Annotated in this window: 11 protein-coding genes; 3 read left to right on the plus strand and 8 right to left on the minus strand. The window is 57.6% G+C overall.

What is annotated here, in order from left to right:
* Positions 1-111 precede the first annotated feature (111 nt).
* Complete coding sequence (locus tag FY156_24625; protein ID UXS04642.1) at positions 112-948, minus strand: helix-turn-helix transcriptional regulator; 837 nt, start codon at positions 946-948, stop codon at positions 112-114.
* Positions 949-1,082: 134 nt separating this feature from the next.
* Between FY156_24625 and FY156_24630 the strand changes: the two genes are divergently transcribed.
* Together FY156_24630 and FY156_24635 are read left to right on the plus strand one after the other, a co-directional pair.
* A complete protein-coding gene (locus FY156_24630; GenBank protein UXS04643.1) occupies positions 1,083-2,123 on the plus strand; it encodes a fatty acid desaturase in 1,041 nt (346 codons plus the stop codon).
* Positions 2,124-2,143: 20 nt separating this feature from the next.
* A complete protein-coding gene (locus FY156_24635; GenBank protein UXS05236.1) occupies positions 2,144-2,890 on the plus strand; it encodes a PhnD/SsuA/transferrin family substrate-binding protein in 747 nt (248 codons plus the stop codon).
* Positions 2,891-2,919: 29 nt separating this feature from the next.
* Here FY156_24635 and FY156_24640 read toward each other — a convergent pair whose 3' ends face one another.
* From FY156_24640 to FY156_24670, 7 genes are all read right to left on the minus strand, one after another.
* A complete protein-coding gene (locus FY156_24640; protein UXS04644.1) occupies positions 2,920-4,407 on the minus strand; it encodes a histidine ammonia-lyase in 1,488 nt (495 codons plus the stop codon).
* Between the two features lie 93 nt (positions 4,408-4,500).
* A complete protein-coding gene (gene hutC, locus FY156_24645; protein UXS04645.1) occupies positions 4,501-5,241 on the minus strand; it encodes a histidine utilization repressor in 741 nt (246 codons plus the stop codon).
* 96 nt (positions 5,242-5,337) lie between these two features.
* Positions 5,338-6,252, minus strand: a complete 915-nt coding sequence (locus FY156_24650; GenBank protein UXS04646.1) for an ABC transporter substrate-binding protein — start codon at positions 6,250-6,252, stop codon at positions 5,338-5,340.
* 67 nt (positions 6,253-6,319) lie between these two features.
* Entirely contained in the window at positions 6,320-6,991 is a 672-nt protein-coding gene (locus FY156_24655; GenBank protein ID UXS04647.1) for an ABC transporter permease, read from the minus strand.
* On the minus strand, positions 6,988-7,638 hold the full coding sequence (locus tag FY156_24660) for an ABC transporter permease subunit (protein UXS04648.1): 651 nt from the start codon (positions 7,636-7,638) through the stop codon (positions 6,988-6,990). The genes FY156_24655 and FY156_24660 overlap by 4 nt, the downstream gene beginning before the upstream one ends.
* Positions 7,635-8,747 (minus strand): ABC transporter ATP-binding protein, encoded by a 1,113-nt coding sequence (locus FY156_24665; GenBank protein ID UXS04649.1) that lies wholly within the window; start codon positions 8,745-8,747, stop codon positions 7,635-7,637. Before FY156_24665 ends, FY156_24660 begins: the two co-directional genes overlap by 4 nt.
* Before the next feature lie 487 nt (positions 8,748-9,234).
* Positions 9,235-9,768 carry a hypothetical protein gene (locus FY156_24670; protein UXS04650.1) on the minus strand — a complete coding sequence of 178 codons (534 nt, stop codon included), beginning with the start codon at positions 9,766-9,768 and terminating at the stop codon, positions 9,235-9,237.
* A gap of 396 nt (positions 9,769-10,164) precedes the next feature.
* Here FY156_24670 and FY156_24675 point away from each other — a divergent pair, with 396 nt between their 5' ends.
* Positions 10,165-11,421 carry an ABC transporter substrate-binding protein gene (locus FY156_24675; GenBank protein ID UXS04651.1) on the plus strand — a complete coding sequence of 419 codons (1,257 nt, stop codon included), beginning with the start codon at positions 10,165-10,167 and terminating at the stop codon, positions 11,419-11,421.
* Positions 11,422-11,434 lie beyond the last annotated feature (13 nt).

Consider the following 11,434-nt stretch of genomic DNA (forward strand, 5'->3'; position numbering starts at 1 on the left):
ACGCTGTCTCCGATTGATTGGCGGCCAATCGAATGATTTCCGGAAACTGATCTGATCAGTGTTCGGATCATCTCATGCCAAATGGCGCGTGGCCAAAACGAATTGCTCCGCTTACGATACCTCCAGGTTCTGCACAAAGTCTGCGGCCTGATGGGCATGGACGCGCGTGGAACGGATCAGTTCGTCGAAATGGTACTGCATTTTGCGGATTGATTCAGCGTTGTTGAGGACGAGATACATGCCACCCACGAATATCGCGGCTCGTTGCGATCCGAAAACCGTGTAAGGCACGGAAAACCGTTCCTTTTCGTTGAACAGGAACAGTCGGAACGAGGGGTAGAGTTCACGGATCAGGGCAGCCATATACTGGAGTTGCTCGGCACGAATGTCGCGATTTAATCCGCGCCACATGCCTTGCCCCTTTGCGAAGGCTTCCAGCGTTTCACGCGGCATACAAACTTCCATGTCAGTGCCGGGTTGGCGGTTGTAATCCAGACGGAACGCCGTCTCGCTGGCCTGCGCCATGACACTCTGATGTGCGCCTTTCGCCTCAAAGGCGATGATCTTCGGTGTTCTGAGCAAATCCGGAAGACGGGCAGGAACATAGCGAATTTTAGATCCCGCCGCCTCGGCATGCCAGTTCATCAGCAATGTGTCAGTATAGTCGTCGCCGCCTTCCTCGATCTCGAAGCTTGGACGCAGTTCTCCCATCAAGCCCTGGTCGTGCGAGAGGCCGAGCAGCCAGTCCAGCGACACGGAATGGCGTTCGGCGATGTTCAAGAGTGTCTCGACGCGCGGCAAGCGTGCCGAATCCCCCGAGAGCAGCTGCGACAGGGCGGAGCGATCGATGCCGACCTTCGAAGCGAATGCGGAATGGCTCTCTCCGGCCCGATCAACCAGGCTCGCCAGACGCGTACGGAACAGGATGGCGAGTGCGCGCTTGTCCATATTTCACCTCATTGTTTATAATTATCACCATATTCTATAATTTGTGACCAATATCAACGATCGGTCACCATAAACTCGTTGTGCGGCGCATGCGCCGATGAAAGCCTGTGTTTGCAATGGCATAGGGGAATCACATGAGCGAAACGTCCATCCAGAAGTCAGCAGAGAATACGAACAGGCCCCGATCGCGTGCGCCGCGCATCGAGTGGCCGACGATTGGCCTGCTTGTCGTCTGTTACGGTCTGTGGGGCGCAGCAGGTTATGCGCTTTACCCGTTGTATCCGATGCTTTCGTTGGTGCTGATGGGGATCGCGGTCGCTCTGCATTCCTCTCTTCAGCATGAAGTCCTGCATGGTCATCCCACGCGTAACTCACGCCTCAATGAAGCATTGGTGTTTACGCCGTTGGGAATCTTTTATCCCTATCGCAGCTACAAGCGCACACATCTGCAGCACCATGCTGACGAGCGTCTGACGGACCCCTTCGACGATCCCGAGAGCTATTATCGGGCGATGGGCGACTGGGAAAAAATGCCGTCGCTTCTGAAAACTCTGCTTGCCTGGAACAACACGCTTATTGGCCGCATGGTGATCGGCCCTCCGCTGATGGTAATCGGTTTCACGCTGTCCGAATGGCGGAAAATCGGCAAGGGTGATCGCCGGGTCATCTACGCTTGGACCCTGCACCTGGCTGGGCTGATCCCAACACTCTTCGTCATTCAGGCGGTGTTCGGCATTCCGATCTGGCTTTATATCAGCGTTGCCGGCTATCTCGGCGTATCCATCATCGCCATTCGTTCCTATTGCGAACACCAATGGGCAGAACAGCCGGACGGACGAACGATTATCGTCGAGAACTCTATTTTGGCGCCACTTTTTCTCTACAACAATTTGCATTTCGTGCACCACAAGCTGCCAAGCGCGGCGTGGTACACGTTGCCATCCCTCTACAGGGCAAAGCGCGCCGAGTGGCAAAGGATGAACAACGGATATGTCTTCGCCAACTATTTCGACGTTTTCCGCGCTTTCGCTTTCAAGGTAAAAGAGCCTGTTGCTCATCCTGTGCTAAGACGCGGTGAGACAGCTTTCTCGCCGCAGACCGCCACGCATGTTTCCATTGACACCCCCGCCTATTCGGCGACCGACGTCCCATTGAGACAGGATACAGCAGTATGACGTGGATTGCGGCGCTGCCGATGTATGACTGGACGGAATTGCGCCCCGATACCGATGCCTTGTGGGCCAGCATACGCAAGAGATTTCTCGATCACGGCATCGACGCACCGGAAAATCTCGTTCGGCGCAACGGTGATATGCCACCTGTTCCCGGTGGCATTCGTGCTGAGGATGGATCTGTTATCGCGCCAGATCCTGCAACCCTGGATCCCGACGCCTTTGACCTGGCGGTGCTGTGGCGTCACCCGGACCTGCTGATTTCCGGCACTTGTTGGGGGCCGATGGAGCTTGGCTTGAAAGATCACGTGCAGGTCATCGGCCAGAGTGACTACGACGGCATAGCCGGCGGTGCAGGGGAATTTTATTCCAGTGCGATAATCGCCCGTGCCGGTGAGGTCGGAGAGGATGTTGGACCGTCAGAGGCAGGCGAGGCAAGATTGCCGCTTGAATTTTTCTCCACGAAAAGACTGGCCTTCAACGAACACCGCTCCATGTCGGGGTATCTCAGCCTCAAGCGCGATCTGGAGGCAGCGGGCGGCAGCCTTGCGATGTTTGCTGAACTCGTCGAAACCGGAGCTCATCGAGCCTCCGTAATCGCCGTTGCACGCGGTGGCGCCGACGTGGCCGCCATCGACTGTAAATCCTGGATGCTGGCGCAAAAGCACGAGCCTGCCGCGGCAGAACTGCATGTCATCGGCTGGACGGCGCGACGCAAGGGACTGCCCTTCATTCGCTCAAAGGCGATCGATATTCCGTTTCTCATGTAAGGGACCGGTAAGCGGCTGCGTGCTGGGCATTAATTGGGGAGCGCACTCCGGGCCAGGAGCGCGCGGACCGTTTCCATATCGGCCGAAAGCGGACGATCATCCGCGTAAGGCGCGACGTGCGTGCGCAGCAGGCTATGGAGCGCGTTTGTTCCCGCTGCTCGTTGGGCGCTGCCCCCGAGAAAATCATGAGCCTGTACGGCTGCCATCCATTCGATCGCAAGGATGTACTCGGCGTTGTCGAGAACCGCGAGCAACTTGTTGGCGGCTGCCGTTGGATGCGCGAGGAAATCTTCCTGCAGACCTGACGTGAGCCCGCCATCTGTAGAAGCGGGTGCCGCAAGCCGGCGGTTGTCGTTGGCGAGAGCGGCGGCTGTGTATTGTGCGATCATGAATCCGGAATGGCTTCCAGCATCGCGGGCGAGAAAGGGCGGCAACCCATTAACCAGCGGATTGACGAGCCTGTCGATCCGCCGTTCACTCATCGCCGCGATCTGCGCAATCGCAATCGCAAGTCCGTCTGCCGCCTGACCAAGCGCTGGGGCGACAGCGTGAGCCTCGGACCATACGAGAGGCTCCTCAGTTGTGCCGGAAATTGCGGGATTGTCTGTCGTCGAAGCCAGTTCGCGGTCAACGATGGCAGAGCAGTTCTCGAAAACGTCGCGTGCCGCACCATGCGCATGCGGAATGGCGCGCAGGCTCAACGCGTCCTGTGTCCGCTTGCCCCGTGCGGCTGCGATCAGGCCACTGCCGAAAAGACGTCTCCTCAGAGTAGCCCCGACGGTCGCGATGCCCGGCGATTTGTGCAAGGCCAAAACCGCCTCGTCGAAAGCTGCCATCTGGCCGCCAACCGCCTCCAGCGTCAACGCGGATATTGCGTCCGCCCATTCAAGCAGATGCTCGGCACGCGCCAGGGCAACGCTCGAAAGGCCCGTTGCACATGACGTTCCATTCACAAGGCTCAAGCCTTCCTTGGCGCCAAGAACCAGCGGCTGGAGGCCAATCTCTTTCAGAGCATCTCTTCCAGAGACTTGCTTGCCACCAATCCGCGCAGAGCTTTCCCCGATCAGCACCAGAGCGACATGCGCATTGTGCGTCAGGTATCCGGCCGATCCACGCGACGGGATATCTGGAATACAGTCGCGCGCCAGAAACGTCGCCAGATGGGTGACGATGTCCTTTCGTACACCGGAGTGGCCATGCGCGAAGTTGGCGATTTGAGCTGCGATGATCGCGCGGACTTCGCGGCGATCAAGGAGCGGGCCGATGCCGCAGGCGTGGCTAAGAACGATGCTGCGCGAAAGCCGGCCCTGCGCGGTTCGATCGACCACGGTATCCGACAGTGCGCCGACGCCAGTGTTGATGCCATAAGCTCGAATGCCGCTTTTGACGATGCTGTCGACGATACGATGAGCCGTCTCGATCCTTTGATAGGCAGCATCAGACAGGCTGAGATTATCTCCCTGGCTGACCTGTGCCACGCCCCGCCAGTCGAGGCCTTCATCCAGAAACACGGTCATGGGATCTTCCTGGCAGACGAGAGCGATACGGCGCAAGTTGACATCATATTTTCCGTTTAAAGGGACGCAGGCGGTAACCAGACCGGGCGGACATCAGGTGCTGTAAAGACGATAGCGGCTTCCAGGGTAGAGCAAACGTACCGAAGAGATGACGCCGTCCTGAGACCACGTCCGGCGTCGAACCAGCAGGCAAGGCTCGGTCTTTGAGATCGCAAGGAGCTTGCATTCCCAGGCCTGGGCGGTCACGGCCTCGATATGCTGTTCAGCCCTGACGATTGGTGCAACGGCGGTAAGATAGCCGTTTGGCGTGGTCGTACCGAAATCCTGGCTCAGGTAATCGGGTACGATCTGATGGTTGACGAAACGATCCTCAATCTGCATCGGCACACTGTCTTCGGCGTGGACGATGATCGAATGAGCAACCGTGCTTCCGATGTCCACGGCGAGCGCTTCCGACAGCTCCAGATTGCAGTCCTCTGTACGAAGCAGGATAACCTGGGCGGTGTGAACTCCGCCATTCTGGGTAATCTCGTCGGCAATGTTGGGGACGCTCTGAAACTGTGACGTCCGCTTCTTGCTGGCGACGAACGAACCTTTGCCCTGCACACGCACGACGAAGCCTTCATCGGCAAGCTCACGCAAGGCGCGGTTTGCCGTCATGCGGCTGACGCCCAGCATATCGACCAGCTCGTTCTCCGAGGGGACGCGCTGACCGACTGGCCACTCGCCGGTTTCGACGCGGCTGCGCACATAGTCCTTGAGCTTGACGTAGAGTGGCGGGGCGGGAGCCTTCTCGTCTTGGCTGATTTCGACCTTGTCTGGTGCCGTCTGCATCGGGTTCCAACGAGGGTTAGTGCGTCAGGCCGAAGGCCCGGCATCTGACGATGGTGAATTTGCGGATACCGCGGATGCCGTACCCGCAAATAACGGTCAGTTCAACTTGTGTTTGGTCAACCATTCCTCGGCCACGACATCGAAGCTGTCATGATTGGCCAGACGGCCGTTCATGACGATGAGGTCTGCAGTCGTCAACGCGGCGGAGACGGCATCGAGCGTCGCCGTCACGACGTCGCTAACCTTTGGGGTTGCGATAACCGGAACGATGTTCTGGGCAGGAAAGAGGTTCTTCGTATCCTCCAGCACGATGAGGTCGTTGGCGGCGATCGCGGGGTCGGTCGAGAACAGGTTTGCAACCTGAACCTGATCATTGACGAGCGCCGACAGCGTCAGTGGTCCGCCGACATCCAGCGACTTGAATGAGCTGAACTCCAGGCCGTAAAGGTCCTTGAGGCCAATGATACCCTCTTTTCTGGTCTTCCATTCTGGTGGGCCACCGAGAACCAGTTGCGAAGCGACCGGAGAAAGATCGGCAATTGTCTTCAGCTTGTATTTCTCGGCCGTTGCGCGTGTGACCGCAACGCTGTCGGAATCCTGCGCCGCAGAGGGTGTCAACATCGAAACGCCCTTCGGCAGAACGGCCTTGAGCGCTGCCGCCACATCTGCCGGAGAATGGGCGGTTGCATTCTTGTCGAGGTAACTCAGTGTTGCGCCTGCATATTCGGGCAGCAGGTCGATCGAACCATCGAGCAGAGCCGGTATGTAGACCTCGCGGCTGCCGATGCTCAGTTTTGTTTCAGCCTTGATGCCCTTTGCTGCAAGCGCCTTGGCGTAAATCGTCGCCAATAGCTGGCTTTCCGGGAAGTCGGCGGAGCCGACGATAATGGTTGTGTTGTCCGTCCTGGCGGCCGGAGCAGCCCCGAGCGGATCGGTCTGGCCAAGCGCCGTGGTAGCTGAAAGAGCCATGAGCGCAAATGCGCCGACGGCTTTGATGATGCTGAATGCCATGCAAGCTACTCCTCTGGATTATATAGTCGTCAGGGTGAAAATGAATTTTGTTTGATGCACGCCGCCCTTAATGGCGGCGCGTTAGTCCAGGTGACACCGTAAGCCTCGATATGATGCCGATTGCGAGGTCAACCGCCAGAGCGAGACCTCCGACGAGGACCGCACCTGCGGCCATCTGGTAATAATCGTTTTGGGCACGACCATCGATGATCAGGCGGCCGAGCCCCCCCAGAGACACGTAGGCGGCGATCGTTGCGGTTGATATGATCTGCAGTGTTGCACTGCGCAGTCCCGAAAAGATCAGCGGCAGTGCACAGGGCAGCTCGACATCGAAGAGAATGTCGAGTGGACGTTTGCCCATGCCTCGCGCTGCATCCACCGCCGCAGGATCGACGGCCGCAATCCCGGCATAGGTTCCGCTCATGATAGGCGGCACGGCCAGGAGCACGAGAACGATAATGCTCGGGACGATGAAGGCCATATCGGACGCAAAAACGGGACCGAAAAGGATGACCAGAAGAACGATGAGACCGAGGCTCGGAAGCGCCCGCAACGCATTGGCAAGGCCAGCGATGAAGACGATGCCCCGCCTTGTGTGGCCAACGTAGAGCCCGACAGGCATGCCGATCAGACATGCGAAGAAAAGTGCAATGGCGCTATAGGCCAGGTGTTGTACGATGAGCGCAAAGACACCGTCAGTGCCAGTCCAGTGTGCCGGGTTTGAGAACCAGTCGATCATCGCTCAGCGCCTCCCGCCTGCCAGGGTGTCAGGCGACGTGCAATGAACAGGACGATCCCGTCCAGCAGTGCTGCCAGCATGATACATAGTAGAATGCCCGCGATGATCGGTGTCAGGAAGCGCAACTGCAGCCCCTGTGTGAAAAGCAGGCCGAGTTGCGGCGTGCCGACGAGAGCGGCCACGGAAACAATGCTGACATTTGATACCACTGCGACGCGCAGTCCTGCTGCGATGACCGGGACGGCCAGGGGCAGTTCGACGACGAGCAGCCGGGTGAGGCGACGATAACCCATGGCATTCGCCGCCTGAACGACGTCCGGAGACACGGAATCGAGACCGTCACTGACCGTGCGAACCAGAAGCGCCAGTGCGTAAATTGTCAATGCGACGACGACGTTCAGCGGATCAAGGATTCGCGTGCCAAGGACAAGCGGCAGAAGCACGAACAGGGCCAGCGACGGAATGGTGTAGAGGAGGCCGGCTGCGCCAAGCATGGTGGAGCGGAAAAAGCCGGCACGTTGCGCGATCCAGCCCAGCGGCAGCGCGAGGACAAGCCCGATCAGGACAGGGACGACGGAAAGCCCCAGGTGCCAGACAAAGAGTTCGGCGATCCGTCCGGATTCGCGGTACAGCCAGTCGAACCTCATGGTTGCACCGCCAGGCGACCGGTACGTGAAGCCTCGATTGCGGCAACGACATTCGGCAACGTCACCGTGCCGACCAGTTCGCCCACCGGGCTGACAATCACGCCACGGCCGGACGGCGAGCTGAGCGCAGCGTCCAGTACATGCCGCAGACTGCTGCCTTCAGCGGCAAGCGTTCCGCTGAGGTTGATATCGCCTTCGCGCAATGGATTTTTGATGCTTTGGACATCTGCCCAGCCAATCGGTCTGTTTTCAGCATCGGCCACAAGAACCCACCGATCCGTGGCAATCTCGCGCAGGGCCTCCGGGCTGGTGCCGAGGACTGCCGTCGGTTCCTTTCCAAGGGCGACGCCGTTGTCGAACTCCGAAAAGCCGAGAATGCGGTAGCCACGGTCGCGCCCAATGAAGTCTGCGACGAAGTCGTCGGCTGGCCGTGCGAGCAGCTCCTGTGGCGTTGCAATCTGTGCAAGCGTGCCGCCGGTTCGGAGAACGGCGACCTGATCGCCGAGCTTGAGCGCTTCATCGATATCGTGCGTTACCATGATGATCGTTTTGCCGATCTCGCGCTGCAGGCGCAGGAACTCATCCTGCAACTGGTTACGCACGACCGGATCGACCGCGCTGAACGGCTCATCCATCAGCATGAATTTCGGATCGGATGCAAGTGCGCGGGCAACGCCTACACGCTGTTGCTGGCCGCCCGAAAGCTGCCACGGATAGCGATCCGCAAATGCCGCGGAAAGCCCGACGCGATCGAGCAGGTCATGGGCGGTGCGAAGAGCCTGTTGCTTGGGCGTCCCGTTCAGGCGGGCCGTTGTGGCAATGTTCTGAACGACCGTTCTGTGGGGAAAAAGACCGGCGTTCTGGATGACGTAGCCGATCCTGCGGCGCAGCAGGGCGACATCCATTGTGTCCGTGCGCTCACCATCAAGGAGAATAGACCCAGATGTGGGTGCTATCAGTCTGTTGATCATCCGCAGCGACGTCGTCTTGCCACAGCCCGAGGGACCGACGAACACAGTCAGTTTTCCGGTTGGGGCCGTGAGCGACAGTTTGTCGACTGCGATGGTATCGCCGCGGTAGTGCTTACTGACTTGGTCGAAGGTTATCATAAGCATAATCCTTTTTGGCCAGGTGCGGTCGTGTCGACATGCGATGCCGTCGCGCTTCTGGTTGTCTATACAAGCATGAAGATTGACGTTGCGCAAGCCGCCTTGCCTAAAGAATTTGCGCGAGGCAACTGTGATAAAAAATTATGCGAAAACGATCGCTTTTCGACATATATTTTGTTGAGAAATCGGATATTTAGGTTCGGAATTCTACGCCTCGTTTGACTGCAATCAGGAGGCATGCTGTCTGGGGCGAGTTGATCGTCCGACCGTTTCAAATTCCTCAAGGGTTCGCTTGTGAGGCGACGGCGGTTCCTCGATTCAGTCGCGCCTGATGAATGCTGTGGCTTTGGCAACTTGAGTTTGGGGAAAGTCTCGCGCCGCGTCGCTTTCCACGCTTTAAACTATGCAAAGACACCGCGCCGACGGGCAGCCAATTCTATTGATTCCTGACTTGCGCTCTTGAGCTCAGCACTGTCGTGCAGGCGCTTTAACGCGCAGGTGGAAACTCAAGCTTTTGGACATCATAACCGAGTTCGCTCGCCTTGCGGACCATCTGTTTCAGCTGTGCCTTGGTGGGAACCGTCCTGGAGTAAATCCACAGATCCGACATTGATGGGGTGGCGCTGATGAACCAAGCCTTGTCCGGCGACTTGTAGAGGACCCAGTAGTTGAAGGTAATCAGAAGCGGATAGCGAACACGCATTTTTGCGTTAGTCGTACCAAAGTCCTCAATCTTCCCGGTTCCACGGACTGTCTTTAACCTGCCTGTCGGCGTATCAACGTAGCAGCCGTCCTCCACAATGACCTCATCCGCTTTAGCACCTTTACGGTAGGTCGAATATCCGGCGACGCACCCATCTGTCAGGAACATCGGCGGTCGTCCAATCTCCAGCCAGGTTCCCCGATAATGATCAGGCCCGACCTTGACAACCTTGGGCGCCGCGCCGGCATCGGTCGTGAAGCTGGAAACAAGACCAAGTGCGATCAAGAGAAATGTTGGAACGCAAGAACGTGGTCCCATCGCGATTTCCTCCAACTGATAAATTCTTTTAACGACAAATTTCCGGATTGGGTTCAATGGAAAAGTAGCATTCGCGATGACGTGAACCGCGAGAGTCACCAAGTGCCAATCGAGGAACGTGCAGGAAAAGCCATTTACTTGACAGTATTAGACGGCGATTTGTGTCTGGGCACGCGGCATTTCTGGCTACGTGATGACTTGCAATTGACGATCCTTGCCGTGGCGTGACCGGATCGCAAAACGCCAGCTTCTCAACTCAGTTCTGATCGTTTGGTTCCGGTTTGCCCGCGTGTGTGACAATTCCTCGTCATCAAAGCTTCACAGACGCTTCAACAAACTGTCGCTTGCAATTGCTAATTCTCCGTCATTGCAATTTCGTTTGCAGAGGAGATGCAGATGTCACGGAAATTTAAAAGCACGGTTGCTGCCGCACTCGCCCTTCTTGTCAGCGTTGGTGCGGCCGACGCTGCCACCACGGTGAAATTCTGGCACAGCTTCAACAAGTCCAGCGGTCAGGCGCTGGACAAGATCATCGCCAATTTCGAGGCTGCCAATCCCGGCATCGACGTCCAAGCCGAGTTCGTCGGCAACTACAATGACATCATTGCCAAGCTACAGGCCGCCATTCCCGCCCGCCGCGCGCCGGATGCCGTCATTCTCGAAGTGACCCGCTATGGTCTGTTCGCCAACAACAATATCCTCACAGATCTGACGCCCTATTTTGACGCAGATCCGCTGAAGGCCGATCTCTACGACTACGCGCAGGAAGTTGGTGTCATCAACGGCAAGAACTACATCGTGCCGTTCAACTCATCCACGCCGGTCCTTTATTTCAATAAGGATATCTTCCAGCGGGCAGGTCTTTCTGCCGATACGCCTTTGAAGACTTTTGACGAAATCCTTTCAGCCGCGAAAACGATTAGCGACAAGCTTGGCGCGGACGGTGTGTCTGGTATTGCGGCTCCCGGGCAATTTGCTCGCTGGGGTCTGGTCATGGCGAACGACAGCGAACTGGTTGACCCTAAGACAGGTGAAATCCTGCTCGACAAACCAAACACCATCGAAGCCTATCAATGGATGGCCTCTCTGGTTCACGAGAACAAGGTCGCCTCGCCAGATGGCGTGACGGAAGAAGACAATGGTCGCGATGCCTTCCTGGCCAAAAAGGTCGGTATCATGTTCAACTCGACCGGCAATTACGGCGAAGCCAAGAAGGCGATTGGCGACAACCTTGTCGTGCGTCCGATGCCTTGCAACAAAACCTGCTCGGTTCCGATCGGTGGCGCCGGCATCGGCATCATGGCGACCTCTCTCAAAGAGGTTCAGGACGCCGCTTACAAGTTCGTCAGCTATGCGGCGTCTCCGGAAGCGAATGCAGTCTGGTTCGCGGCGACCGGATATCTGCCAATCAACAAGAAAAGCGCAGATTTGCCTATCGCCAAAGAAGCTCTGACCACCCAGCCCGGTATCGATGTGGCAATCGAGTCCCTGCCAAATGCCCATGGTCGTGCGCGCACGACTGTCGTCACCTGGATGCGTACCACCGAATACAAGATGTGGCAGGCGATGGCGCTCGGTCAGCGTAAGGTCGAGGAGACGATGAAGGATTTCGCCGAGCAGACGCGCGCAGAAGAAAAGCGCGTCGGTAACTGATCTCACGCAAGGC

It is taken from the genome of Agrobacterium tumefaciens (genome assembly GCA_025559845.1).
In the GTDB taxonomy this organism is placed as follows: Bacteria; Pseudomonadota; Alphaproteobacteria; order Rhizobiales; family Rhizobiaceae; genus Agrobacterium.

Excerpts from the sequence above, each read along its gene's own strand:
- FY156_24625 (UXS04642.1), bottom strand. The coding sequence starts at position 948 with ATGGACAAGCGCGCACTCGCCATCCTGTTCCGTACGCGTCTGGCGAGC.
- FY156_24630 (UXS04643.1), top strand. The coding sequence starts at position 1,083 with ATGAGCGAAACGTCCATCCAGAAGTCAGCAGAGAATACGAACAGGCCC.
- FY156_24635 (UXS05236.1), top strand. The coding sequence starts at position 2,144 with ATGTATGACTGGACGGAATTGCGCCCCGATACCGATGCCTTGTGGGCC.
- FY156_24640 (UXS04644.1), bottom strand. The coding sequence starts at position 4,407 with ATGACCGTGTTTCTGGATGAAGGCCTCGACTGGCGGGGCGTGGCACAG.
- hutC (UXS04645.1), bottom strand. The coding sequence starts at position 5,241 with ATGCAGACGGCACCAGACAAGGTCGAAATCAGCCAAGACGAGAAGGCT.
- FY156_24650 (UXS04646.1), bottom strand. The coding sequence starts at position 6,252 with ATGGCATTCAGCATCATCAAAGCCGTCGGCGCATTTGCGCTCATGGCT.
- FY156_24655 (UXS04647.1), bottom strand. The coding sequence starts at position 6,991 with ATGATCGACTGGTTCTCAAACCCGGCACACTGGACTGGCACTGACGGT.
- FY156_24660 (UXS04648.1), bottom strand. The coding sequence starts at position 7,638 with ATGAGGTTCGACTGGCTGTACCGCGAATCCGGACGGATCGCCGAACTC.
- FY156_24665 (UXS04649.1), bottom strand. The coding sequence starts at position 8,747 with ATGATAACCTTCGACCAAGTCAGTAAGCACTACCGCGGCGATACCATC.
- FY156_24670 (UXS04650.1), bottom strand. The coding sequence starts at position 9,768 with ATGGGACCACGTTCTTGCGTTCCAACATTTCTCTTGATCGCACTTGGT.
- FY156_24675 (UXS04651.1), top strand. The coding sequence starts at position 10,165 with ATGTCACGGAAATTTAAAAGCACGGTTGCTGCCGCACTCGCCCTTCTT.